Source organism: Pantoea sp. GABEPS69 (assembly GCF_045780835.1).
Lineage (GTDB): Bacteria > Pseudomonadota > Gammaproteobacteria > Enterobacterales > Enterobacteriaceae > Pantoea > Pantoea septica.
In genome coordinates this window covers 1,700,827-1,723,555 of the sequence record NZ_CP118618.1, presented here as the reverse complement: position 1 = coordinate 1,723,555, position 22,729 = coordinate 1,700,827, and the positions used below count along the sequence as shown (strand labels likewise).

Sequence of the window (22,729 nt, the reverse complement as noted above, 5' to 3'; positions counted from 1 at the left end):
CGCTTAGCGGCGCGAGAGCGCCAGCTTCGCCGCGAAGCCGATAAACACCATGCCCGTCAGGCGGTCCATCACCTTGAGCACCGCCGGACGGCGCAGGTGCGCGGCGAAATAGTGGCTGCCGCCAATCAGGACGGCGTTCCACAGCAGCCCAATCGCGATATGCATCAGCGCCAGCAGGCTGCACCAGAGCGGCACCGACGCCCCCGCCGGAATAAACTGCGGCAGAAAAGTAACGTAAAACACGCCCATTTTGGGGTTGAGCAGATTGCCGAACAGGCCGCGGTTGAAGCAGCTCAGATAGCTTTGCGGCGCGATTTCCGCCGCCGCTTCATGCAGCGGCTGCGTGCGCGGGCTGAGCAGCAGCCTGACGCCAAGATAGAGCAAATAGGCCGCGCCGATCCACTTCAGCAGGTTGTAGGCCATTTCCGACGCCAGCAGCAGCGCGCCCAGACCACATCCCACCGCGACGCCCCACACCAGACAGCCGAGGTTGATGCCCAGCGCCGTGGCGCTGCCGCGTCGCCAGCCCTGCGCGGCGGCAGTGCGCAGCACCAGCGCGGTATCGAAACCGGGCGTCAGCGTCAAAATAGTAATAGCGAATAAAAACGAGAACAGCAGCGTAGCGGTCATAACGCTCTCCCTGAAAATGGCTCCGCTCACTTTAACAAATTTTTAACGAGGACGCGCTATTTCTGCGCGCTACTCCGTCTCAGCAGGCCGGTCCCAGTACTGATATTTATAGGCGGCGCTGAGATGGCGCTCGATAGTGCCTTTGTCGAATACTTCGGTTTCATGCAGATAGCTTAACGTGCAGTTGCCGACCTCGTCCCATAGCTGACACTCGTCGACCGAACGCAGCGAACTGACCGGCGTGGTCGCGGTGCCGTGCAGCTGCCATTCGCGAAAATCTTTATCGTAGGTATAGAGATCTTTGCTGCGCGCCGTGATCGCGCTGACCACCTGCCCCTGCGGGTTCCAGCGCCAGCTGCTTTCGCCGTTGGTCAGGGCGTCGGTGCCGCGCGAAACGCTTTTCGTCAGCCGCAGCTGCGCGTCGTAACGATAGGTGGTGTCGGTAAAGCCGCTTTTGCCCATGCTGGTGAATTTATCGGAAGCGGTGACGATATTGCCGTGCTGACCGGTGAGCCAGCTAATGGTGCCCTGACGGTTATCGACCACCTGCTCTTTGCCCTCTTTCAGCACCTTCACCAGGTAGGCGTACTCCGCTACCCAGCCGCCCTGCACGCGCGCAATATGCTGCTCCATGCTCAGCACGACGTTGTGCTCTTTTTTATCGAAGGTGACGTCAGCCACCTGCAGGATGCCGCAGGGATCGAACTGCCCGAGCACGCGCTTTTGCGAATCGACATCTTTGCCGAACTCGCCGGCGATCACCTGTCGCACCGCGCCTTTCGCGCTGCCGCCCAGCATAATCCAGCTATTGCTGCTGGCAACGGCTTTGCTGTGCGGAGCGCAGGCGGCGGCCCACAGCGCGGGAGAGGGGAACAGCGAACCCAGCGCAAGCGCCGCAATCAGAGAGCGTTTCATGGTGTAACTCCCAGAGATCTCAATAACCTGAGTGTAACCGTATTGGCGGCATCTGGCGCGGCCTGGTAAAATTCTGCGGATAAAAAGAACCCCAGCAAGATAAGTGCGTCTCGGTAAAACCCGCTTAATAAAATACGTATGGAAATCAGAATATTATGAATTTATGCATATTTCCGCATTGCTAATTACTGTACATTAAAACAGTATTATTGGGCGTTTTTGATTGCTCAGGTCCCCCTGCAGGCCCCCTTGGGAGCCCATAGTGAGAAAAACAAATGGCTTACTACAGTATTGAAAAACGGAAGACCACAAAAGGCGAAATCAGATATCGCTGCACAGTTGCCGTCAAGAAAGAAGGCGCAATAATTTACCGCGAGCGTGAAACCTTCGCCAAGCAGTCCGAGGCCAAATCTTGGGGTGTTATCCGGGTTGCAGACATCGAAAAGAATGGCGTTCCCGTCGCAAAACAGAAACAGACGACGCTTTTTGGTGAGCTGTTAGAGCGGTATATGAATCACCCTAACATCACTTACAGCAAAAGCAAGGCGTCAACGCTCAGCCTGATTAGCCGTAGTGAAATCTGCGAGGTGCCTCTGAGCGAGTTCACCTCTAACACTTTTATTAGTCATGCAGAATACAGAGCATCGCAAGGTGCTGGGCCTTCAACTATCCGTAATGATATTACCTTCATTGGGGCAATCCTCGGAGCTGCGGGCCCAATGTTCAATATTGAATTTGATATGGACTGCTATAGAAAAGCCAAATATCAAATGAGCAGGCTGGGAATGATAGCAACTTCACAGAAGCGTAGCCGGCGACCGACATCTGAAGAAATTAGCCAGCTTCTTACCGCGCTTGAAGCTCGAGCGGCGGGTTCTTACAAAGGCATCCCTTTTCACCGCATATTCCTTTTCTCGATTCTCTCCTGCATGCGCATTGGAGAGGTGACAAGCCTCCGTTGGGATGACATAGACGAAAAGCAGAAAGCCATCCTGGTCAGGGATAGAAAGCATCCCCGGAAAAAGATTGGCAATCATATGTATGTTGCGTTGCTTGGAGAGGCATGGGATATCGTGCAGGAGCAACCAAAAAACAGTGACCTGATTTTCCCCTTCAAACAAAAACGGATAAGTATCGTGTTTGCAGAAGAGAGGAATAAGTTGGGCATTGAGGATTTGCGTTATCACGATCTGCGCAGAGAGGGAGCAAGTCGGCTATTTGAAGCTGGTTTTGTAATTGAAGAAGTGGCCCAGGTAACAGGGCATAGATCGCTCAAGACACTGTGGCAAATTTACACAGAGCTATATCCTCGCTCGCTTCATGACCGCTTCAGAGAGCTGCAGGAAAAAAGAGCCGGTGTCATTGCTGACGCTGGAAAAATGCCAGTTAAATTGAACGTTGATTGAGGGGCCAACCTGATATGTCAAAATTTGAAACGTCTTACATTGGCCGCAAGCCGGAGCTGACTGGGGTTGGGGTGTTTTACAGCGCAGTAGGTAAAATTCTGGTGCTGGACTTGCGATTAAGAATTCTCTGACGGGATACATTGATGATCCGCATAATTTTCCTGACCTGGAGATTAACAAACATGCAGATTTGACGTGAGAGTTACTGAGTATTGAAAATACTTTTCTAAATTGGTGAATTTTACACTAAAGAATAATTGGGTCCTGACGATACTAGGTTTGACGGCGCAGAAGCCGAAGGGGTTTAAGCCCAAACCTAACCAAATGACTTGATTAATAGGAACTTTTACCATGGCTCAAGTAATCAACACCAACAGCCTCTCGCTGATCACTCAGAACAACATCAACAAGAACCAGTCTGCTCTTTCTTCTTCTATTGAGCGCCTGTCTTCTGGTCTTCGTATCAACAGCGCGAAAGATGACGCTGCTGGTCAGGCGATTGCCAACCGCTTCACCTCTAACATCAAGGGCCTGACTCAGGCTGCACGTAACGCCAACGACGGTATCTCTGCCGCGCAGACCACTGAAGGCGCGCTGTCAGAAATCAACAACAACCTGCAGCGTGTACGTGAACTGACCGTTCAGGCGCAGAACGGCACCAACTCTGATTCCGACCTGTCATCAATCCAGGACGAAATTAAATCACGTCTGGACGAAATTGACCGCGTTTCTGGTCAGACTCAGTTCAATGGCGTGAACGTGCTGGCGAAAGACGGCACCATGAAAATTCAGGTTGGCGCGAACGACGGTGAGACTATCTCAATCGACCTGAAGAAAATTGACTCAAAAACTCTGGGTCTGTCAGGCTTCAACGTAGATGGCGCACAGAAAGTTACTAAAGGCGAGCTGGTTTCAGATTTCGGCGCAACTGGTACCGATAATTACAAAGTTGGTGCAGATACCTTTAACGTTGATATTTCTACTGGCGCAGTAACTAAAGGTGGCGTTGCACAGTACATCAACTCAGCTGATGGCACTTTTACTAATAGCGCAACCACAGCTAACACTAGCGAAGCAACTAACATTGCAAATGCTATTAAAGGCAAAGCAGTTGGTGACACTGTATCTTATAAAGGCTTGACCTTAACCATGACGACGGCGGGAGACACTGACGGTAATGGTACTTTCTCCACAACAGTAAATGGCAAGAGCACTAGCGTTACTATTCAAGATGCAGCTACTACTGCCGCGTTTAGCAGCAACGGAATCTATACTGATGCTTCTACTGGTCAGCTTACTACTGCAAGCACAGTTGATAACGTTGCAGCGACTCAGAAAGACCTTGATTTGCAAGGCGCTACCAAAACCAACAGCACTCTCAGCATTAATGGTAAAACCTACACTGCTAACGCTGCTGGCGATGAAGTGACTGCTGATTTCAGCGCAGACCAAGATGGTTCTGATGTACAAGCTGTATATCTGGGTAAAACTGCTGGCGGTAATGCAACCCTCATTAGTGCAGACGCAGCTAAACTTCAGCAGTCTACCTCTGACCCGCTGAAAGCGCTGGACGCAGCTATCGCAACGGTTGATGATTTCCGTTCAAGTCTGGGTGCAATTCAGAACCGTCTGGATTCAGCGGTAACTAACCTGAACAACACCACCACTAACCTGTCTGAAGCACAGTCTCGTATTCAGGATGCTGACTACGCGACCGAAGTTTCAAACATGTCTAAAGCGCAGATCATCCAGCAGGCGGGTAACTCCGTGTTGGCGAAAGCTAACCAGGTTCCGCAGCAGGTTCTGTCTCTGCTGCAGGGCTAATCGCTCAAGGCTCCCCGGATTTGCGGGGGGCTTCATTTTTCAACCGTAAAAGCATTGCTATTACAGTGTGTTTACTGATGAAATACTCTCATCTTAAAGTCTACTTTTAGGTTGCATAGTTGTCGAAATGATCAGGCGTCAAGCATACAAGTTTCAATTGAAACCTAATCCAGAACAGATTGCTTCTATGAAGTCATTTGCTGGTGCTTGCCGTTTTGTCTACAACCGTGCTCTAACTATGCAAAGCGACGTCTGGCGAAATGGTGATCGCTATATCCCTTACAATAAAATGGCACCTTGGCTTGTTGAATGGAAAAGCCAAGAAGAAATGTCATGGCTAAGCAATGCACCCTCCCAGATCCTTCAGCAATCGCTGAAGGATCTTGATAAAGCGTTTAATAATCTTTTCGCAAGAAGAGCAACTTTCCCATCATCTAAAAAGAAAGGGAAAAATGATGCTTTCCGTTATCCTACTCAGCGTGTGAAACTAGATGAAGCAAATGAAAGAATTCAGTTGCCCAAGCTGGGATGGGTTCGTTATAGGAAAAGCCGTAACATTACAGGAGTAATCAAAAACGTCACAGTTTCAATGAAGCTGGATAAATGGTACGTCAGTTTACAAACTGAATCCGAGGTTGAAACACCGGCACCGTTGCAATCTTCAATAATTGGACTGGACACCTGCAATATCGAATGCCTCACCACTTCTGAAGGTACCGATTTTTTGTCTCAAGCAACTTTACCAAAAATGGAAAAGTCTCTTGAGAAAAGCATCAGGCGTCTGCGCAGGAAGAAAAAATTCAGCTGTAACTGGGTCAAGCAGCGACATAAAGTAAACCGCCTGTTGCATCGCATATCTAATATGCGTAAAGACCATTTTCATAAGATTTCAACCGTACTTAGCAAAAACCACGCAATTGTCGTGATTGAAAATCTTGAGCATGCAACTTCGCTTCCTAACCGCTCCCTAGGCAAAAAAGCGGCTGCGGTATATAATATCTATGAGTTAAAACGCCAACTTGATTACAAGTTATCTTGGAATGGCGGACAACTGGTGACCGTGCACGAGCACGACAACAATCTGAAGCAAGTTGAAGCTGACAGTGCTTGCACCGCCTATGGTGCAATAAGAGCTAAGAAAATTTTAGCGGCAGGGCATGCCGTGATTGCCTGTGGAGGAGTGGATATGTTGCGCCATCCGTTGAAGCAGGAACCCTCAGAAGATAATGGTAGTACCGCTATCTTACTGTAAGCTCGGTTTAGTCCGCGCCGGATGTCAACGTCTGCCCTTAACTTTGGTTAGCATTTATTTTTAGAAGTGCCAGAGGATTATGCACGACGCGATCGTTAACCGTCAGCCTGCGTTGAATGTAGTCCTGCGCCGGAGACTGAAACCCCATAATCAGAGACCTCCGTTCGGGTTGAATACCTGGAATGTTCGCTCTTCGCCTTCTTTGGTAGAGATGTCTCGAAAGGTTGACGTGTAAATTTCAACCCAATGGTTAGCCTCCTTCAGTGTTAAGAGCCAGTCAGGCGCTCCAACTCTGTGACAAAATCAACGGTGGTTACTGTGTATCGGCCTTGCTGATCTCGTTTAATGGCATTTCTAAAAGCTGTTTCTTTTTCGTATTCGCGCGGCATGCATAATTCCCTATCAAAATTACTGTATATGTATACAGTAATATCAGCAAAGGGTTTTATCAAGATAGTCTGCTTCGGTTTTACTATTGCCTTTATGAAGCGGGTTTTTGGAAGGTGTTAGGGTAAGTGGCTAAGCTTTAGTCACCCCACCCCGCAGCCTGCTCAGAGAGGCGCGGTTGAGTCATTGCCCCGTAGCCGAAGCTTTTTTTCATAATTTTCACTTACAGATTATTGCTATAACACAAATGTAATGACAAGATCCGCGCCTTAGCATTTTAGGAAAATCCTGATGTTTAACTTTTTCGTTCGTTACGTATCGGTTGGAGTGGTTAACACCTTGATACATTGGGTTGTTTTTGCAGCGCTTTATTTCGAAGGCCTGTCGCAATCTAAGTCCAACTTTGCGGCCTTTTGCTGTGCTGTTACGTTTTCATTTTTTGCTAACGCAAAGTGGACGTTCAACTCTGAAGCGACAACTATACGGTACCTGCTTTACCTTTCCTTCATGGGTGGCATGGCAGCCGCGGTTGGAGCGTACGCCGATAAGTTGCAATTGAGTCCTGTTATAACGCTCGTTGTATTTTCAGCAACCAGTCTGGTGTGCGGGTTTGCTTACTCTAAATACATAGTTTTCAGAGAAGGAAAATGAAGATTTCATTAGTCGTTCCCGTTTTCAATGAAGAAGAAGCAGTGCCAATTTTTTACCAAGCGGTTCGTCGTGACTTGACTGGATATGAGGTTGAAATCGTCTTCATTAATGATGGAAGTAAAGATTCAACAGAAGGCATCATCAATGCCCTGAGCATCTCTGATCCGCTTGTAAAAGCTATTTCATTTACCAGAAACTTCGGTAAAGAACCTGCCCTATTTGCAGGACTTGAGCATGCATCTGGTGACGCTGCAATCCCAATTGACGTAGACCTTCAGGACCCGATAACTGTCATCCCACAACTCATAGAAAAGTGGATAAATGGCGCTGATGTTGTTTTGGCTAAGCGCATAGATCGCAGCAAAGACGGTCATTTAAAGCGTAAAACTGCTGAATGGTTTTATCGCCTTCATAATAAAATCAGCTCTCCAGAAATTGAGGAAAATGTTGGTGATTTTAGGTTGATGTCTCGCGAAGTAGTTAAAAACATAAAGCTACTTCCGGAGCGAAACCTATTTATGAAAGGCATATTATCTTGGGTAGGCGGTAATGTTGACGTAGTCGAGTATTCTCGCGCAGAACGAGTAGCTGGCATATCTAAGTTTAATGGATGGAAATTATGGAACCTTGCGCTTGAGGGGATAACGTCATTTTCCACCTTCCCGCTTCGAATGTGGACCTACATTGGGTTTTGTGTCGCAGGCCTTTCTTTCGTTTATGGGGTGTGGATGATAATCGACAAAATTTTCTGGGGCAATCCCGTTGCTGGTTATCCTTCGATACTAGTGTCAATTCTTTTTCTTGGCGGAGTGCAGCTAATTGGCATCGGTGTTCTTGGAGAGTATATCGGAAGGATATATATTGAGACAAAGAAAAGACCAAGATACATAATTAAAACAGGAAGTGAAAATGAATAAAGAAATATGGAAGTCAATAAAACCTGAGGGGATTATTTTCATTGTTGTCCTGCTTGCTTTTTGCCCGGCATATTTATTCAGCTATGCATTTAATGATGATTACGCATTGCTTGGTCAGGTTTTAGCCGGTTTCTGCGATACGTTTAAGTGGGATATAATGTCTGGAAGGCCATTGTTTGCTTATCTACGCTTAATGGCTTACAAAGTAAATATTGACTTGATGGACCTTGCTTATCTTCGCTATTTTTCTGCTATGTGCGCGGCAGGCTTCTCCGTTCATCTTTATATGTTCTTAAAAAGAAAATCGATTCTGGAATCAAATTTCAAAAGGGCTTTTCTGGCATTATCTCTTGGCTTACTACCAACCTTTCAGGTGTATACATCATGGGCAACATGCTGCGTTTATGTGATGGCTACTTGGTTGTCACTGATGTCATACGACTGCCTTTCTGGAATCAAGTCTCGTTACGCGGGTCGGCTTATAACTTCTTTTTTGTTAATATCTGCTGCGTTCGCCATTTATCAGCCTGCAGGGATGGCACTTCTTGCTTTCGCATTTATCGAGGTTTGCCTTTCAGAAAAAAAGGTTGACGTTAAAAAATGCATTCTCTCGTTTGCGTTAACTGCTTGTGGGGTTGTAAGCAGTGCTGTCATGACTAAAATCATTCCACTGATGATGTATGGCGAGACGTTCCAGCGCGCGGCTTTAACTCACGATCTTATTGGGAAGATGAAGTGGTTTGTTTCGGAACCAATGAGAATAGCTCTTTCGAACTATGACATAACCCTTTCCCTGTGGTATTTAGTTATTAGTATCATAGTGACGATCGTTGGTTTATTCTTTGTCTTCCGCTTAAGTGATGGAGTATGGAAACTGCTGCTTGTCGCAATGTTTGGCATAGGAAGCTTTAGTCTTAGCTTGATTGTTAGTGAATCTTGGGCGACATGGAGAACCATGCCTGGGCTAACAATTATTTTCACCTCATTATTTATAGTCGGACTGCTTTCAGTCTGTGACCGACTCCCAAACTTTGGTTCTACGCTCGCATGCGTTTTAGCCGCAGTGATAGCTGCCAGTTGTTCTTACAATATTGTCCGTGGGTTCGTTATTCCTCAACGCTCAGAGCTTCAGTCGCTTGCTGCTGAATTATCAAATAAAGTGAGCAAAGATTACTCAGGAAAAGTAATGATAGACATTACAAATCCTACTTATAATTCTTTTTCTAACGTGCAGCGAACGGATGAATTCGGAAATATTTCGTTAGCCAATGAATGGGCTCCGTGGGGCATGGCTTTATATTTGAAGAATAAAAAAGGCTTTTCATTTGAAATACCTTACAAACCAACAATTAACAACCCGAGTCAGTGTGTGGATAACTGCGTAATAATAAGCACGGGCTCTGCCATGTTAAAATCCACAACAGATTTTTAATGCTTTAGCGCAGTTCCCCTGCGCTAAATTACCATCTAAGGATGTTCCGGCCAAATAATTTCCGGCGCTTTACTGATATCTATAGCTTGAACTTGCTGATAATACTTCATCCATGTTGTCAGCAAGGCCTTATCTGAATCAGTAATGATCCCCAATATTAGCTGCGTCTGCCACGGCTGAGTGTTGGCATTTGCTTCAGCCAATAACGCAGATTTTATAGCCTTCGCGTTATCAACTGTAAGGAGAGCAGGTTTTGGCTCCCCCTGTATTACCTTTCCATCAACGTATTTTGAGTCTTGCCCAATAGACTCGAAAACGTCATCGTTAACTTCCTGAAGCTGAGCTAATATATATCCTTCCGCTTCCTGTTCGCTTACCGCGACCATCATTCCGGTAACGTAGCCGTCGTCATCAGTCTGAACAAAATATCGAATAGGGAGCGGCACAATCTCTTCAGTTGCCTGAACTTCGTTGCTTTCATCAGTCATTTTTTAATTACCACACAGCCAAAAGGTTAACGTTTAAAGCCGCGCCATTGTTGAAGATACCGCAGTTATTAGCCCCAATGCCATTCAGCCAGCACTGGAAAGCGCCATTAATTGCGGTGACGAACACTGCAGGCGCTGCTGAAAAGCCGGCAGGGAAAGTCCATGTAGTTGTAGCATTTGCCGCAAGCGTTAGGTTCTGTCTGCACCACTGTCCGCCACCAGGCATTTTTGTCCAAGCCCCATTCCCATTCGTTCCTGACTGGAACTGATCCAGGCGAACGGCATGTGCCGCAGAGGTTGCACCTCCGACAGAGAATTGAGTGAACTGATTTCCAACAACAGCAGCATAGCTCTGTAAAACAAAATTCAGACGGTCATTGTTAACGCCATAGGAACCAGTGCCACTATTTGCCATCTTGAATGACTGATCGGCATCACCGTTTAGATTGGCCTTCTGCCTTAGACCAGAATTCAGAAGTGATACTGGCACTGCAGCATTGTTATCGTCCGGCGCACTTGATACCCTAAAAAGCTGATTATATGAGCCTGATTTTGGTGCGAACAGGGCACGAAGCGCCGCTAAAAGCTGGTCGTTTTTATTCCTGTCCAGGGCGAATCCGGCAATCTCAATAACACCACTAATCTCCTCCTGAATAGAATCAAAAAAATCGGCATCAAGTGCAGTAGGAAGTTCTCCTGTCTGCGGGTTCCCGCCCGTAAATCCGTTCTTACCTGCACCAAATTTATCTTTCTGGGCAGTAGGTGTGTCAATGCGATGCATAATTACTCCATGTATTTAAAAATAACGTAGGTGTGCGAAGGAGCCAATTTCATCAGTACGCATTCGGCAATGGTGTCGCCCCACATGCGCAGACTGTCGGTGCTGTTACCGATAGCCGTCATCTCAGTAATCTGCGTAGCGGCTGGCATGTTCACCTGCCAGTAGTAGCGCCAGTCGTCGCTATACAGTGAATCAGTGCAGTTAGACAGGCAGGTAAACTGGCTTTTGTTGTAGCGGGTGATAGTGACACCCGTGTAACCCAGCGCCTCAAGTTGGGCAAGGTAGAAAGCCTCATTGATGCCGCCCGCCAGGTTTATTTTTGCATCCAGCCGCTGGCGCCTTTGCTGCAGAGTCTGAACGCCGGGTGGTGCACAACTGTCAGGAAGTCCGCTTATCTCTTCATAACGGTCAATAAGCTCCGTTACCGTACGGGGATCGAGTTCCTGCATTAGCGCATCACCACGACCGTGAACTGCAGCCAGAGAAGGTGCAAACCCCGCCAGCAGCAGATCATCTGCATCCCATGCGGGGCCACGCGGAAGAAGCGCCCCCAGCATCTGGTTATACTGAGCTGTCAGGTCCATGAAATACTCCCCACCACCCCTATCTCACCCTTTGCAATCGGGATGTCCGCAGTTGGACTGACCAAGGTGTGACTGTATTCACCCGCGGCGATGCTGATTGCTTCACTGATGCGGGACGGCTTAAGCACTCCCTCTGGCACGCCGTCACGCAGCATCATCGAACGCAACTCTGCCTCAACGGCATATCGGACTTCCGGCGTGTCAGGGTTGAGCCGAATCTGGAAATCAACCACATGAGCAGAGGGGGCGAAAACGTAGATGTCTGCGCCGGCTACGGGTGCACGCGGTTCGATATAGGCATGCACTGCTGCCACTGTGGCCGCATCCGGAACAGGATTAATCAGATCGCTGCTTGCCACCATTACGCCAACTGTACCCCGGCCGCTCCAGTGCCGGTAAGTCCAGGCGCGTGTGATGCCAGGCACCTCTTTAGCCCATACCTCATAATCACCATCAGCGCCCCCCTGCGGGGTCCAGTACCATCTCTCTATGATGCGCGCCCGCCAGACTTCCAGATCTTCAATATCCGCACCTCCCTGAATGCTGTCGGCCATTCCCGCAGACGTCAGGCCGGTAATGGGGCTAACCAGTCGCATCGCCAGGCCGTCATCGGTATTGCCAGCCTTTCCAGCCACATTGCAGATAACCGGCACGCGCAGTACGCCTCCCGCTGACGTGGCCGCCACTGTTGTGGTGTATGAGGTCAGATCATCGCGCTGGATAGTCACGCCGGCCGGGACGGTTATATCTTTTGCTGTCACGTCCCAGCGCACGTAGCCCGCTGCCGCTGTAGCCGCTTTGCGCGGGCAGCGCTTCATGTTGGCATGTCGCCTCAGCCAGTCCTCATCAGCAAGGTCTGGCAGAAGGTTTCGGGCGAGATAGTCGATATAGCCATAGACGGTGTGGATCGCTGCCGCCTGAACCCGTCCATATACTTCGGCATCAGTGCGGCGCAGTGCTGCCAGCGCAGAATCTGCCGAAAGACGGGTAAGGATATCGTTGCGTACGGTGGTGATTAACTGGGGGAGTGTCGGGCGGGTAAATCCACTGTCAGCCATTAAGTTCACTCCATAAATCATCAAAGGAAAATGCAGCCCGGTTACCGTCTTTCTGGCTGATAACCACTGAGGCGCTGAGGGTGCTGATTCCGGTCCGCTCAGCTTTTACGTCCACCCTTAACGCCACGCCGTCATCCACCAGCCATTGAAGCGCCTGGCTAATATATTCACGCGCTTTAAGCGGTGTTTTATTGGTGAGCGTTTGACGGCTGAGAAGATAAAGGCGGGAGCCGATGCGGTCATTCTGCACCGTCGGGAAGCTGTCACCCCACCAGCCGTTATCCTGCTCCGGTTTGTCGTCAGGCTCAGCCTTTCGCCAGGAGAACAGGGAGATAATCACGGCGCGTGTCAGAGGGTCTGGCGGCCATGTCACGTCGCGCTGGACGCCGTTAATCACAATAATCATGACGCCACCATTTTCTGCGTTGTCGGGTCGGTTGTGCCGCCGCCATCGCCATTCTCTTTATGGGTATGGCCGTTGTATGCCAGGCGCATTGCAGACATCGTTATTCCGGAGGAATCACACTTGTCTTTGATTTCGCCAGTGGACTCGATGTCCATTTCAAACCTTGCCTTGGGAGCATTAGTGAAGGTGATCGGCTTACCTGCACCATTAATAACGATCCCGGAACGGGTCAGCATCACCGACTGCCCCTGATCGTCATAAACTGCAATCTCTCCAGTCTTTAAGCCTTTAAGGCGGTAGCGCCTGTCGGAAACCACCAGCACAACGCCATGCGAGCGATCGCCATCGAAATAAGCCGCAACAGCCTCAGCCCCCAGAATCGGCGCAGCCGTGAATCCATACGGCTCCATGTGCTCGATATCACTCTTGCCCTCGCCGCCAGCCATTTCAACCTGAAGCATTTGGCATTTTGTTGCCGTGTTCAGGCCGCGGACCACGGCTCGAGCCAGAAGATTTGACAGCGCACGGCCCATGCCTGACATCGGATTAGCCATCAAAAGTCATCCTCTTCTTTCTTTTTCTTACGCCTGCCGGGTTTGACTGGCTCTGGAAGGTATGCATCCGGCGGCCCGACACGTATTTCGGTAATGGTGCCGTTTTCATCCTGCTGGTAAGTCACCTCAGCAATGACCATTTTGCGATTGTCAAAGCCGAGGATGGGATCAAAGACAATTACCTGCAGGTTTGGCAGCCAGAGAGAACCATCCCCCTGTCGCCAGCCCTGCACGGTATAAGTCACTTCATCGGTACGTGCAGCACGCTGGCGCATTTCGAACTCTGCGCGGTCGCTGCAGGTTGCGGTGGTGGCATTGCCGGTCTGACGGATAATCATCGGCCGATAGCGCTTCAGGCCTCCGTCAATGGTTTTTGCTCTGATGGCCGTAGTTGTTGCCTCACCAAAGTCATCGTCATTACCCCGGCGCTGACCGGATACCTGATAGTCACTGAACCGGTCTCGAATGCTCTTTTCGGTGTCACAGGAAAGAATGTTTTCTCCCAGCACCAGCGCGGTATGCGCCTGCAGGCTTCCGATGCCGCCGATAACCAGATTACCCTGCGCATTGTCATATGCCAGCGCCTGCTGCAGTCCGAGCATCTTGTTGAGCACGTCCATGACCGTTTCGCCCTGGTCTGCCTGAATGCCCTGAAGTGCGCCTGACGCACCGCCCGCATCCACAACCGTGATGCTGAACGGCTTCGCCAGCTCTGCGGCTACCTGCGCCAGTGTGCGACCAGCATACTGGGACGGCGTGGCTGAGCAGTCGATAAGGTCAGCCGTTTTACTGCGCCCGGAAATACCCACGCTGATGCTGCGGGCGTCATACCGGACCGGTGTCGCCTCAATGTAGCCGGTCAGCACTTTGTCAGTGCCTATCAGCACCTCCACGAGGTCACCGTTTTTAATCCTGTTACTGCGGTTTGCCTGGTCGGTATCGCCCGGCCAGCTGCGGGTAATCTCAACGTTGAAGTCGCGGGCAATACGCTCAATGCCTGCGGCAATCCTGACCGAAGTCCAGCCGCCCCACTCCTGACCGTTGACGCGAAGAGTTACGGTGTTGTTCATCGTGCCGGCACCCTCAGTGACTGAACCGGCACAAAGCCGGGATGGCGGATGCCGTTACGCGCGGTAATGTCACCGGCGCGGGATGCAGAGTCGTACCAGTCAGCGGCCAGCACAATAGCGGGCATAACCTGCGAAGGCGTGCGCTCCGTCATGCGCTCGGCCTGCTCCAGACGTGCTGAGATATCGCGGTTAAGGTCAGTACGTACGGTGACCAGCGCCTGATAAAGACCGTCATCAGAGACGCGTTCCATCTCAAGGTCAATGGCCTCATTGAGACTGTCACGCACCTGCGCAAGGTCACCCCATGTAATAACGGTGCTGTTACCCAGAGAGGAGGTTACGCCTGAAGAAGCAGAAACGGTCGCTGTCGCGGTGGTGTCTGAATCTGAAGCCGCATTGCCCGAATCAGGCCGTATGTTGCTGACGGCAGGATGCGAGACCATGACGGGATGCTGCGGGTCCTGCTGTCGGGTGGCAGCGCGGTTTACTGGTTGCGGTAGACTGGTAACCGTTGCAGCCGCCTCGCTGATGGCGGTGGTGCGTACCGCCTGCGCTACATAATTCCGCTGCGTGGTCTGCGCCTGAGCGGTTTTACTGTCGGTTTTCCAGACACCGCGCGGTGCCAGCCCTGAATCAACTGTAACGCCGGTCAGGCCTTTAATCATCGACATCAGGTCAGATGCATTTCCCGTCAGCCGCGTTCCGGCGCGCCACATGGTCTGTAGCCGGTTAACAAAGCTCATGCCGCTGGAAGGTGGCTTTAGTAACACAGACAGGTCACCTTGCAGCAAGCGTGATGCCGCGGTGATGCCTGAATCAACGTACTGAAATGCGCTGGTTACAGTAATGAACATGCCCGTTACTTCATCCAGCACACCGTCCTGCAGGAAGTCAGGCATGCCGTCCATGCCAAAAGCGCCGAAAGCCGATGAAATGGCGTCATCAAGAAACGTAACGGAAGAAGACAACTTTTGGCTGGTTGCCAGCCCAGCAGTGGGAAACGACAGCTCACCAGACTCAACAAAGCTGAAGCTGACGCGGCACATGCGCCCTTCGCTCTGCGAGTGGCTGACACGCACGGCATCGTCCACAACTACAGTCATTTCACCATAGTAGGGATGAACCAGCGTACACGGTCCCGGTTTCTCAATGGCTTCAATCAGCCGGTTGCGCTGCTCAAAGAAGTCATCACCAATCAGATACGCCTGCACGCTGAACCGGCGCGTAGCCCGGCCTAAATCCTCCGCCCATGGTTTATCGCGGTTTGGGTACTCATGCACCTGCACGCGGCGGCCAAAGGTTGCCTCATCGCTGTCCACCTTAAACGTGATACCACGCAGTGAGGCATCCTGCAGATTATCTTTCCAGCTCATGGCTTGCTCCGGGCAATAAAAAACCCGCCGGAGCGGGTTGATGTTTATTTCAGGTTTATCTGTATCGAATAGGAGTCGCCAGCTTTCGCGAAAAGAGAATTAGCCTTTTCGTCTTAAGACTCAAACCGCTGAACGCCTTTGAACTTCTCCAGCTTATTCTGGAAAATTGTCCTGTTGGTTCCAGTAAGATATTCATACGCTTTACCAGCCAGTTCAACGTTAACCTTATTCATCGATTTGTCTTCATTTGCGTAGAAATTAATAATTATCTTTTCAGAGCATGGTGGCTCATAAACGGTCACGTAAATCTGCGGTTCATGCTCTGATTGTTTATTATCATCAAACACATCTTCAAGGGACTGCTCCTTCCTGAAAGAATACTGGTGCCTTATCATCCCGCCATCTTTAAAAACCTGCACCTTTTCAGGACGTTTACCAATTGCAGCAATGAAGTCTTTTTCGTTAAACTCGGAGTAGCACTCACTGGCCGACACTCCGTTAACAAAAAACAAAGCCATTAAAATTGCAAACAGACGCATGCAGATATTTCCCTTAATTTGGTTTCGAGAACCGATTATAACCCACATCGAGATCAAACCAAGGAAGTGCGCTGCCTGATGGCTCGACACGCATTCCGGGAGGCGAGTTTTCGAAGGAGACCTTAATCTCTCCCTTCTGTGCTGTCGCGTCACTGCGCATCAAAGGACCACTCATGCTCTGCGGATTAAGCGGAACATCGCTACTCTTTAGCTTCTGCTCGTTGTTATACCAGCCGCCAGCTTTCCATCTTTTCTTAAGTGACTCCCAAAATGATTCGGTACCATCTTTCTGAGTTGTCGCGTCAGAAATCTCTTCCAGTTTTTTGAACATGTATAGCGCGACGGCTATTGAAACTGTCAGAGCGCTCAGCTTGCCTATTTTAGTAAGCACGTCGAGAAGACCGCTTGCTTTTGTTGTGGCGGTTGTGAGAGAGCCAATCACTTGCAGCGTGAATAACCCGGCCATTACTCCGCCAATTCCGGTAATAATGCCGTTTATACCGCCCAGGGATTCTGTCAGACCATCGATTTTGGTCCAGACCCTTTCAACTACCGGACCAAACTTATCCCAGTTAGAAATCAGCAACCCGATGCCTAGCGCGGCCAGGCGGAGGAATACACCCATTGGGGATAGTTTCAGCCCTCTGCCGACAATTCCAAGCGCAAAGTTTACGCCTAATAGCGCGAGCTTTACGCCAACGAATCCTGCAGCGATGCCAAATGCACCACGGATTACTTTTGGGTTTTTCTCAGCAAACTCGGTAAACCTCTCAGATATATCTCCAAGCCACGCTACCAATTTTTTAGCATCACCGGAAAATGCTCCACCGATAGCTGCCAGACCATTTACGGCTGTGCCAGTCATTGAATCCCAAAGGTTAGTAAGTGTGTTGAGCTGAGCATCCACACGCTTATTTAGGTTGGCTTGCCTTCCCATTTTCCCTTGGATTTCATCGTAACCACTTTTTCCCTTGTCGATTAGAGCATTCAATACTGCAAGGGTGTCACCATCATCTCCGAATATCTGCTTGATGATAGTGGTTTTTTGTTTGGTCGTTAATGACTGAAGCTTGTTCAATTGCCTGAACAGATTATCAATACCTCCAAATTCCCCCTTACCATCGGTAAAATCTAAGTTGATACCTTTGCGACTCAGGAGTTTGTTTGCGGCCTTCATCTTCTTGGTATCAAATCCAGCCTGAAATATCTTTCTTATAGCATTACCGGCAGTTTCACCCTGAGTCCCCATCTGATCCATCATAACTGCGATCGGCGCCAGAGCTCGCGCGGCAGTAAGGCCATCTTTGCTAACCATTTTTGTTACTGAGCTGACATTCGTAAAAAACGAAAGCATGTTGGTATCGTCGACACCAAGATAAAAAGCCTTTTGAATGGTATCGAACAACCCCATCATATCTTTGGACGCGGTGCCGGTTGCATCCTGCATTTTTGCCGCAAACTCTGCCGCCGCTTCTGGCGTTTTTTTCAGCTGTACCGCGAGATAAGCTGAGGCCTCACCTACACCACTGAGAATGTTCTGGGCCGGAATACCCTGCCTGACAAGCATCTGCATCATGTTCTGAAAGTCAGCAGTAGTACCAGGCAGTTTATTGCCAAGGCCTATAGCCAGCTTGTTTATCTTTTCGAAGTCAGAGCCCACAGCGCCGCTGGCGTCCATCATGGCAACTTTTAGCCCTGTTGCGGCGTCTTCCTGCTTGGCAAAGGCAACCAGAGAGCCGGTTAGCCCGGCGGCGAGACCGCCAGCCATAGCCATGCCGCCCTTGCCTGCTTCCTCTGCATCTTTACGGAACCGGCGCAGATTTTTCTGCATGCGGCCAAGTGCGGGCGAAAGTCTGTCAACGCCAGTGATAAGCGCTTTCAGTTCAAATTCAGCCATTAGCTTTTCGCTCCCGTTCTATCCGGTTCGCCTGGTCTATAAGTAACTGCAGGCTTTTCAAGTCCTCGCTCAGGACTTCCAGAGGATTTATGCGCCAGTAGCTGGCGCAATCAAAGTACAGATTCAGCAGCTCTTTAGCTGTCAGGCCTGAAGGAAAAAACCTGCCACTACCCAGCCAGCAGCATTCAAGTCTGATGGCGACATATCATCGACCGAGCTCGGCGGGATGTCTCCCAGCTGGCTGATGTATTTAGCCACGACATGCGCCAGCAGCTTCACCGACTCATCCTGATTCATCTGATAGGGATAGCCCAGCTCACGGACATCCTTGCCCGTTGGATCGCGCAGCTCCAGCACATGAATAGTCTCACCATGTGCCGTAATAGGTTTTGAAAGCTGAAGTTCACTCACTGATAGAATCCTTCTGAGCCGTGGAATTCGAGGTCTACCGTACCCTCTTCCGCATTGTGGTTTGCTTCACCGAACTGGAACGCTTCAGACAGCACGTAAACCATGCCGTTAGCCAGTTCAGCGGTGATGGTCATCTGGTCGGAATCCATCAGTTTGGTGACCGGGAATGTCTTCGGCACCTTGAAGGTGCCTTTGACGTAAGGCGCTCGGTGCGTCTCTTTGTAATCCACGTCACCGGCCAGGCCGATTACGTCATCACGAACTTTGGTATTCATCGGCACCTCAATGCCGCCGGTCAGCGACAGCTGCTGGCCGTCCACCTTGACGTATGCTGTACCCGCAATCTTTGCCATTACGCGGTCTCCTCGCTGTATTGCAGACGGAACTGATTAAGCAGCGCAAAGACGCGCAACTGATTGACATAATCCGGAGGGAACAGGACATCCACGCGGTTCGGGTCGCTGACATTGCGCTCTACCACCAGATGCTGCTTGAAGAGATCAAAGTTCTCCACGATACCGGCCCGCTCCATGGTGCGATAGCTGGCGCACATCTCGCCCTTCAGCACTGCAGGCGTCACGATGGCCTGACCCGGACCGAAGCGCGTACCATCATTTGCCAGCTTATGGCGCGGATACTTACTGGTGATGATGCTTTTCAGCTGACGGATAACGTAGGCGCTGGTATGCAGCGTTTCGCTGTCCAGGTAGCTATTATCAGCCACCCCGTAGGCATTCTGCTTATAGGTGGTGATGTCACGCTGAATGCGAAGAACGCCGCCTTCACTGTATGCCGTTGCAATGCCGTGCATCAGCAGGGATTGTTGTTCAGTCAGCGTGAAGCGGTTGCCTGCCAGTGCCGGAAGAGCGCCGGTCAGTTCTCCGGTCTGGGTCGGACGCGCCGGATCGTTACGGATAAATACTGCGTTACGGGCAGTGCGCAGCGCCACCAGTTCATCTGCTGCTGTCTGAACACCAGTTTCATAACCGGCCACAGTAATGTGCTGGTTGTTCAGTGTGTCGCCGAACGCCACCAGGTCTGACAGTGTGCCAATCTTGGCCGTGTAGACGTGGCCATACAGCTGTCGCGCATAACTCCAGCGGCCAGAAGAGTCGTTCATCTCCAGCGCGATAGTTGCCAGTGATGCCGAGTCGCTGAACGGTGTGCCGATAAAATCAAACGGTTCATCACCCATTGCGGCCACGGTACCTGAAAGATCAGGCGCGCCGGTACCGTCTGCCATGGCGGTGATCGCAACGTTAACGCCATCTGGCATATTTTCACTGCCAATGGTGCCGTAATAGTTCATCAGCAGCGGGATGTCATTGCCGGCAAGGCCTTTATGACGCGCAGTGAGAGTGACTACGCCAGCCGCAGCGCCTGCCGTTACGGGAAGGTCAGCATTGGCGTTGATCACTGCGGCAAGAGTGGTTGCAATCGCCGTTGGCGCGTCACCGGTGACCACTGCCGCCTGGACGCGCGTTGCACCGATATAGAGACTTAACGTACCTGATGCCTGCGCATTGCCGGTGACAGTCAATTTGCCCGTAGCGGCTTCGCCTTCAGGTTCATCAACCGCGATTACCCACAGTTCGCCAAACGGGTCGATAGCACGGTATTTCGCTACCATGCGGGCAAGCTGGCTGCCCCGACCTGCAACCTTGCCGGCCAGCGCTGCTGAAGGCATGATCGTAAGCTGGTTTTTAGCGATGGTGCTGTCAGTGGATGCAAAACCAATCAGGAGTGACGGACCGCTGTCGTGCGTGGTATTCGCTTCGCTGTTGTCCATTTCCGCCCAGAAGAGCGGCACACGAAGGTTTGACGGAATGTTCGGGTAGCTGACAGACATTACTCACCGCCTTGTTTTTTAGTGTCTGCCACGGCTTTCTTCTCTTCCGGGGCGACTTTTTCAACATCCCCGGCCGCAAGGCGGCGGAGCCAGTAGCTGCTTTCTTCGACGTTCCGGCCCTCTGAAGGCAGCAGATCGCCCCGGGCAGGGTCTGGAACAGACCGCCCGCGCTTGGGTTTGATTTGCATGGTTTACTCGCTGAGGTTGATTTTGGTGTGGTGTTCGATGATGCCGTCAGGACCATTGCCCGGGTCGATATAATCAAAGTCGATTTCGACCGTTTTCAGCTCACCCAAGGCGTTCAGGTCATCCTGCTGGCGCGTATCCTCTTCGGTAATTTCCCGCGTCAGCATAAATTCGAACTGGTAGTAGAGGCGTCCACGGTCCATGTCCAGAAGTTGGCCGCCGGAATACGCCACCGGGCCCGCGTCGGCGTCCGGTTCCCAGCCCAGCAGCGCCTTCCAGATTTGCTGCCGCACATCATGCACGGCGTCATAACCGGCCGCCTGACCGCGTTCATCGCGCGTATTATCGAGAACCACAACGACAGCAAATCCTTCGGTCACGTTCTGCCAGTAGTCGGTCAGGGACTTCTGCTCGGCGGTGACGTCCTCAGTCGGCACCACATATGCCGCCGGCAGACGCATCTTGCCGGTTTCGGGGATGGCTTTAAACTCGGCCGCCCCGGCCACGTTGCCCGCGAACATGGGACATCGTGCCCGGAGTGCAGCGATCACCAGTGATAGCTTCATTTCTTTTTCCTTTCGGGACGAAGTGAGGTGCGCAGCGCGCGGCTCAGCACATAGCGCGTCCACGACTTGCGAGCCTCCAGCACTTCGGTCATGTAATTTTTACGCGGTGCGACGCGCCATCCATTACCGCCTGACTTTCCTTTATGGTGACTCTTTTTGCGCTTAGCGCCGCGCTTCACGCCATAGAAGAGAAACGCAGGGTAAAAGTCGCTCTCAATGAGGCGGTTACCCTCACCCCGCTTCTGGTTAGGCGCGATGCGCACCATCAGACCCGGACGGCTTTGGGATGCGCGGGGAACGTAATAGCCGATTGACCGTGCCAGCTTTCCGGTTCTGAATCCCGGATACTCACCGGGAGCAGATCGGCCGCGACGCATAACCAGACGCCGGGCATCACGCATATGCACCTGACCAATCTGGATAAAGGCGCGGCGCATTTTTGCCCGGTTAAAAACGAGGTCTTTAGGCTGCTGAAAATCAACGTGCAGAAGCGGCTTAGCCATACATCTCTCCGTCGCTTTCTACAGCCCTCAGCTCCTCACACTCCATCAGGAGGTAACGACCGGCTGAGTTGAGGTCGCGCAGGCGTTTAACGCGATACACGTAACCGCTGTAAACCACCTCAAAATCTGACGTTATCCCTTGGCGATAACGGATGATCATGTAGTGGGTTATGGTGTCATCAGCCTGAACAGATTCGTGATAGGTGGTAGCACCCACCTGCCGGACCTTCGCCCACACGTCCTTTTCATTCTGATAGACCGGCTCGGTGCCGTAATCAGCCGCCGCCTGGTCGATACGCTGGCGCAGGTGAATACGCTTATTCAGCTCGCCGGGATCGGGGAGCGTATAGACGGCACTGGTATTTGATGAGCGTCGCTGCATGCTAGTACCCCGACACCGGCAGGCGCCGTGGATAGAGCAGGAACTCAAATGCCTGTGGCGTCTCCGTCATCTCCAGCTCTGAAACTGAACTACGATGCTCATACCAGTGGCTGACCAGCATCAGCAACGCAAGCCGGATATCTTCAGTAATAACCATGCCATCGGTATCCAGCGGTGCAATATCAGCCACCGTTTTATACAGATTGCGGTTTAGGTAGGTTACCGCCTTCGCCTCTGCCGCCAGCGCCAGCAGCTCGAGTAGCCGATCTTCTTCGGTGAAGTCACTTTCAAGACGGCACTGCAAACGGATTTCTTCGAGAGTCAGCAGCATGTCCATGCCTTATTTTTTGGCTTTTTCCTTCGCCTCAGCTGCCGCTTTCGCGCCGGCTTCAGCGTCCGCTTTTTCCTGCGCTTCAGCAGCAGCTTTTGCTTTGGCCTCTTCTTCAGCCTTCGCAAGCGCTTCAGCTTTTTCCTTCGCCTCCGCTGCCGCTTTCTCCGCTGCGCTGTCATCCACCTCACTTGCATAACCCAGCTTAATCAGCTCGCGACCGTGCTGTTCGGTGGTCTCAATGGTGTTGCCTTCGGACACGACCGTGCCGCCGAAGTAATTCGGTTTAATCAGAAGCAGTTTCATATGTGACTCCCGGGAAAGCGGCCCTGAGGCCGCT

27 protein-coding genes and 1 pseudogene are annotated in these 22,729 nt (G+C 51.1%); 6 read left to right on the top strand and 22 right to left on the bottom strand.

Translation table 11 applies throughout. The features are described from left to right. Positions 1–3: 3 nt before the first annotated feature. Together PVE98_RS08515 and PVE98_RS08510 are read right to left on the bottom strand one after the other, a co-directional pair. The gene (locus tag PVE98_RS08515) at positions 4–630 is read right to left on the bottom strand and encodes a LysE family translocator (protein ID WP_033746488.1); all 627 of its coding nucleotides are present in this window, start codon (positions 628–630) and stop codon (positions 4–6) included. A gap of 69 nt (positions 631–699) precedes the next feature. After that, the gene (locus tag PVE98_RS08510; RefSeq protein WP_096073301.1) at positions 700–1,545 is read right to left on the bottom strand and encodes a hypothetical protein; all 846 of its coding nucleotides are present in this window, start codon (positions 1,543–1,545) and stop codon (positions 700–702) included. A 275-nt stretch (positions 1,546–1,820) separates the two neighbouring features. On the opposite strand from PVE98_RS08510, the gene PVE98_RS08505 reads away from it, so the two are divergent. The 3 genes from PVE98_RS08505 to PVE98_RS08495 all read left to right on the top strand — a co-directional run bounded on the left by PVE98_RS08505 (position 1,821) and on the right by PVE98_RS08495 (position 6,027). Then, positions 1,821–2,951 (top strand): site-specific integrase, encoded by a 1,131-nt coding sequence (locus tag PVE98_RS08505; protein WP_103796085.1) that lies wholly within the window; start codon positions 1,821–1,823, stop codon positions 2,949–2,951. Between the two features lie 351 nt (positions 2,952–3,302). Continuing rightward, entirely contained in the window at positions 3,303–4,775 is a 1,473-nt protein-coding gene (locus tag PVE98_RS08500) for a flagellin (RefSeq protein WP_103796086.1), read from the top strand. A 127-nt stretch (positions 4,776–4,902) separates the two neighbouring features. After that, positions 4,903–6,027, top strand: a complete 1,125-nt coding sequence (locus tag PVE98_RS08495) for an RNA-guided endonuclease TnpB family protein (RefSeq protein ID WP_103796087.1) — start codon at positions 4,903–4,905, stop codon at positions 6,025–6,027. Between the two features lie 150 nt (positions 6,028–6,177). Here the strand turns inward: PVE98_RS08495 and PVE98_RS08490 are convergent. Continuing rightward, positions 6,178–6,416: pseudogene (locus PVE98_RS08490) on the bottom strand (DNA polymerase V). 289 nt (positions 6,417–6,705) lie between these two features. Between PVE98_RS08490 and PVE98_RS08485 the strand changes: the two are divergent. The 3 genes from PVE98_RS08485 to PVE98_RS08475 are packed head-to-tail and all read left to right on the top strand — an operon-like array spanning position 6,706 to position 9,414. Further along, the gene (locus PVE98_RS08485; protein ID WP_199187322.1) at positions 6,706–7,065 is read left to right on the top strand and encodes a GtrA family protein; all 360 of its coding nucleotides are present in this window, start codon (positions 6,706–6,708) and stop codon (positions 7,063–7,065) included. Continuing rightward, positions 7,062–7,982, top strand: a complete 921-nt coding sequence (locus PVE98_RS08480; protein ID WP_103796089.1) for a glycosyltransferase family 2 protein — start codon at positions 7,062–7,064, stop codon at positions 7,980–7,982. The genes PVE98_RS08485 and PVE98_RS08480 overlap by 4 nt, the downstream gene beginning before the upstream one ends. Beyond that, complete coding sequence (locus PVE98_RS08475) at positions 7,975–9,414, top strand: heme biosynthesis HemY N-terminal domain-containing protein (protein WP_103796090.1); 1,440 nt, start codon at positions 7,975–7,977, stop codon at positions 9,412–9,414. Before PVE98_RS08480 ends, PVE98_RS08475 begins: the two co-directional genes overlap by 8 nt. A gap of 35 nt (positions 9,415–9,449) precedes the next feature. On the opposite strand, the gene PVE98_RS08470 is transcribed toward PVE98_RS08475, so the two are convergent. The 19 genes from PVE98_RS08470 to PVE98_RS08380 all read right to left on the bottom strand — a co-directional run bounded on the left by PVE98_RS08470 (position 9,450) and on the right by PVE98_RS08380 (position 22,695). Then, positions 9,450–9,902: a tail fiber assembly protein gene (locus tag PVE98_RS08470; RefSeq protein WP_146053832.1), complete on the bottom strand. Its 453-nt coding sequence runs from the start codon at positions 9,900–9,902 to the stop codon at positions 9,450–9,452. A gap of 7 nt (positions 9,903–9,909) precedes the next feature. Further along, complete coding sequence (locus PVE98_RS08465; RefSeq protein WP_103796091.1) at positions 9,910–10,683, bottom strand: hypothetical protein; 774 nt, start codon at positions 10,681–10,683, stop codon at positions 9,910–9,912. A gap of 2 nt (positions 10,684–10,685) precedes the next feature. Next, complete coding sequence (locus tag PVE98_RS08460; RefSeq protein ID WP_407568583.1) at positions 10,686–11,267, bottom strand: YmfQ family protein; 582 nt, start codon at positions 11,265–11,267, stop codon at positions 10,686–10,688. Continuing rightward, a complete protein-coding gene (locus tag PVE98_RS08455) occupies positions 11,258–12,325 on the bottom strand; it encodes a baseplate J/gp47 family protein (protein ID WP_407568582.1) in 1,068 nt (355 codons plus the stop codon). The genes PVE98_RS08460 and PVE98_RS08455 overlap by 10 nt, the downstream gene beginning before the upstream one ends. Continuing rightward, positions 12,318–12,731: a phage GP46 family protein gene (locus PVE98_RS08450; protein WP_103796094.1), complete on the bottom strand. Its 414-nt coding sequence runs from the start codon at positions 12,729–12,731 to the stop codon at positions 12,318–12,320. Before PVE98_RS08450 ends, PVE98_RS08455 begins: the two co-directional genes overlap by 8 nt. Beyond that, entirely contained in the window at positions 12,728–13,285 is a 558-nt protein-coding gene (locus tag PVE98_RS08445) for a phage baseplate assembly protein V (RefSeq protein ID WP_103796095.1), read from the bottom strand. The genes PVE98_RS08450 and PVE98_RS08445 overlap by 4 nt, the downstream gene beginning before the upstream one ends. Next, entirely contained in the window at positions 13,285–14,355 is a 1,071-nt protein-coding gene (locus PVE98_RS08440; protein WP_407568581.1) for a phage baseplate assembly protein, read from the bottom strand. The genes PVE98_RS08445 and PVE98_RS08440 overlap by 1 nt, the downstream gene beginning before the upstream one ends. Beyond that, positions 14,352–15,728: a DNA circularization protein gene (locus PVE98_RS08435; protein WP_103796097.1), complete on the bottom strand. Its 1,377-nt coding sequence runs from the start codon at positions 15,726–15,728 to the stop codon at positions 14,352–14,354. Before PVE98_RS08435 ends, PVE98_RS08440 begins: the two co-directional genes overlap by 4 nt. Before the next feature lie 113 nt (positions 15,729–15,841). Beyond that, positions 15,842–16,267: a hypothetical protein gene (locus PVE98_RS08430; protein ID WP_103796098.1), complete on the bottom strand. Its 426-nt coding sequence runs from the start codon at positions 16,265–16,267 to the stop codon at positions 15,842–15,844. A 13-nt stretch (positions 16,268–16,280) separates the two neighbouring features. Beyond that, entirely contained in the window at positions 16,281–18,164 is a 1,884-nt protein-coding gene (locus PVE98_RS08425; RefSeq protein ID WP_103796099.1) for a phage tail tape measure protein, read from the bottom strand. A gap of 141 nt (positions 18,165–18,305) precedes the next feature. Continuing rightward, complete coding sequence (locus tag PVE98_RS08420; RefSeq protein ID WP_103796100.1) at positions 18,306–18,575, bottom strand: phage tail assembly protein; 270 nt, start codon at positions 18,573–18,575, stop codon at positions 18,306–18,308. Continuing rightward, complete coding sequence (locus PVE98_RS08415; protein WP_096073316.1) at positions 18,572–18,928, bottom strand: phage tail tube protein; 357 nt, start codon at positions 18,926–18,928, stop codon at positions 18,572–18,574. The genes PVE98_RS08420 and PVE98_RS08415 overlap by 4 nt, the downstream gene beginning before the upstream one ends. Beyond that, complete coding sequence (locus PVE98_RS08410; RefSeq protein ID WP_407568580.1) at positions 18,928–20,424, bottom strand: phage tail sheath subtilisin-like domain-containing protein; 1,497 nt, start codon at positions 20,422–20,424, stop codon at positions 18,928–18,930. Before PVE98_RS08410 ends, PVE98_RS08415 begins: the two co-directional genes overlap by 1 nt. Beyond that, positions 20,424–20,612: a DUF2635 domain-containing protein gene (locus PVE98_RS08405; RefSeq protein ID WP_096073318.1), complete on the bottom strand. Its 189-nt coding sequence runs from the start codon at positions 20,610–20,612 to the stop codon at positions 20,424–20,426. The genes PVE98_RS08410 and PVE98_RS08405 overlap by 1 nt, the downstream gene beginning before the upstream one ends. Positions 20,613–20,615: 3 nt before the next feature. Beyond that, positions 20,616–21,176 (bottom strand): hypothetical protein, encoded by a 561-nt coding sequence (locus tag PVE98_RS08400; RefSeq protein ID WP_103796102.1) that lies wholly within the window; start codon positions 21,174–21,176, stop codon positions 20,616–20,618. Continuing rightward, positions 21,173–21,679, bottom strand: coding sequence for a hypothetical protein (locus PVE98_RS08395; RefSeq protein WP_103796103.1), 507 nt, complete (start codon positions 21,677–21,679; stop codon positions 21,173–21,175). Before PVE98_RS08395 ends, PVE98_RS08400 begins: the two co-directional genes overlap by 4 nt. Continuing rightward, on the bottom strand, positions 21,672–22,061 hold the full coding sequence (locus PVE98_RS08390) for a phage head closure protein (protein WP_103796104.1): 390 nt from the start codon (positions 22,059–22,061) through the stop codon (positions 21,672–21,674). Before PVE98_RS08390 ends, PVE98_RS08395 begins: the two co-directional genes overlap by 8 nt. A 1-nt stretch (position 22,062) precedes the next feature. After that, on the bottom strand, positions 22,063–22,392 hold the full coding sequence (locus PVE98_RS08385) for a head-tail connector protein (RefSeq protein ID WP_103796196.1): 330 nt from the start codon (positions 22,390–22,392) through the stop codon (positions 22,063–22,065). Between the two features lie 9 nt (positions 22,393–22,401). Further along, positions 22,402–22,695, bottom strand: coding sequence for a hypothetical protein (locus PVE98_RS08380; protein ID WP_407568579.1), 294 nt, complete (start codon positions 22,693–22,695; stop codon positions 22,402–22,404). Positions 22,696–22,729: the final 34 nt, after the last annotated feature.

What these genes read in the sequence shown, in the direction of transcription:
- PVE98_RS08475 (WP_103796090.1), top strand. Translation starts at nt 7,975, where the DNA reads ATGAATAAAGAAATATGGAAGTCAATAAAACCTGAGGGGATTATTTTC.
- PVE98_RS08480 (WP_103796089.1), top strand. Translation starts at nt 7,062, where the DNA reads ATGAAGATTTCATTAGTCGTTCCCGTTTTCAATGAAGAAGAAGCAGTG.
- PVE98_RS08380 (WP_407568579.1), bottom strand. Translation starts at nt 22,695, where the DNA reads ATGAAACTGCTTCTGATTAAACCGAATTACTTCGGCGGCACGGTCGTG.
- PVE98_RS08465 (WP_103796091.1), bottom strand. Translation starts at nt 10,683, where the DNA reads ATGCATCGCATTGACACACCTACTGCCCAGAAAGATAAATTTGGTGCA.
- PVE98_RS08400 (WP_103796102.1), bottom strand. Translation starts at nt 21,176, where the DNA reads ATGAAGCTATCACTGGTGATCGCTGCACTCCGGGCACGATGTCCCATG.
- PVE98_RS08495 (WP_103796087.1), top strand. Translation starts at nt 4,903, where the DNA reads ATGATCAGGCGTCAAGCATACAAGTTTCAATTGAAACCTAATCCAGAA.
- PVE98_RS08410 (WP_407568580.1), bottom strand. Translation starts at nt 20,424, where the DNA reads ATGTCTGTCAGCTACCCGAACATTCCGTCAAACCTTCGTGTGCCGCTC.
- PVE98_RS08395 (WP_103796103.1), bottom strand. Translation starts at nt 21,679, where the DNA reads ATGGCTAAGCCGCTTCTGCACGTTGATTTTCAGCAGCCTAAAGACCTC.
- PVE98_RS08450 (WP_103796094.1), bottom strand. Translation starts at nt 12,731, where the DNA reads ATGATTATTGTGATTAACGGCGTCCAGCGCGACGTGACATGGCCGCCA.
- PVE98_RS08435 (WP_103796097.1), bottom strand. Translation starts at nt 15,728, where the DNA reads ATGAGCTGGAAAGATAATCTGCAGGATGCCTCACTGCGTGGTATCACG.
- PVE98_RS08485 (WP_199187322.1), top strand. Translation starts at nt 6,706, where the DNA reads ATGTTTAACTTTTTCGTTCGTTACGTATCGGTTGGAGTGGTTAACACC.
- PVE98_RS08440 (WP_407568581.1), bottom strand. Translation starts at nt 14,355, where the DNA reads ATGAACAACACCGTAACTCTTCGCGTCAACGGTCAGGAGTGGGGCGGC.
- PVE98_RS08385 (WP_103796196.1), bottom strand. Translation starts at nt 22,392, where the DNA reads ATGCTGCTGACTCTCGAAGAAATCCGTTTGCAGTGCCGTCTTGAAAGT.
- PVE98_RS08390 (WP_103796104.1), bottom strand. Translation starts at nt 22,061, where the DNA reads ATGCAGCGACGCTCATCAAATACCAGTGCCGTCTATACGCTCCCCGAT.
- PVE98_RS08415 (WP_096073316.1), bottom strand. Translation starts at nt 18,928, where the DNA reads ATGGCAAAGATTGCGGGTACAGCATACGTCAAGGTGGACGGCCAGCAG.
- PVE98_RS08445 (WP_103796095.1), bottom strand. Translation starts at nt 13,285, where the DNA reads ATGGCTAATCCGATGTCAGGCATGGGCCGTGCGCTGTCAAATCTTCTG.
- PVE98_RS08430 (WP_103796098.1), bottom strand. Translation starts at nt 16,267, where the DNA reads ATGCGTCTGTTTGCAATTTTAATGGCTTTGTTTTTTGTTAACGGAGTG.
- PVE98_RS08405 (WP_096073318.1), bottom strand. Translation starts at nt 20,612, where the DNA reads ATGCAAATCAAACCCAAGCGCGGGCGGTCTGTTCCAGACCCTGCCCGG.
- PVE98_RS08500 (WP_103796086.1), top strand. Translation starts at nt 3,303, where the DNA reads ATGGCTCAAGTAATCAACACCAACAGCCTCTCGCTGATCACTCAGAAC.
- PVE98_RS08510 (WP_096073301.1), bottom strand. Translation starts at nt 1,545, where the DNA reads ATGAAACGCTCTCTGATTGCGGCGCTTGCGCTGGGTTCGCTGTTCCCC.
- PVE98_RS08470 (WP_146053832.1), bottom strand. Translation starts at nt 9,902, where the DNA reads ATGACTGATGAAAGCAACGAAGTTCAGGCAACTGAAGAGATTGTGCCG.
- PVE98_RS08460 (WP_407568583.1), bottom strand. Translation starts at nt 11,267, where the DNA reads ATGGACCTGACAGCTCAGTATAACCAGATGCTGGGGGCGCTTCTTCCG.
- PVE98_RS08455 (WP_407568582.1), bottom strand. Translation starts at nt 12,325, where the DNA reads ATGGCTGACAGTGGATTTACCCGCCCGACACTCCCCCAGTTAATCACC.
- PVE98_RS08515 (WP_033746488.1), bottom strand. Translation starts at nt 630, where the DNA reads ATGACCGCTACGCTGCTGTTCTCGTTTTTATTCGCTATTACTATTTTG.
- PVE98_RS08505 (WP_103796085.1), top strand. Translation starts at nt 1,821, where the DNA reads ATGGCTTACTACAGTATTGAAAAACGGAAGACCACAAAAGGCGAAATC.
- PVE98_RS08425 (WP_103796099.1), bottom strand. Translation starts at nt 18,164, where the DNA reads ATGGCTGAATTTGAACTGAAAGCGCTTATCACTGGCGTTGACAGACTT.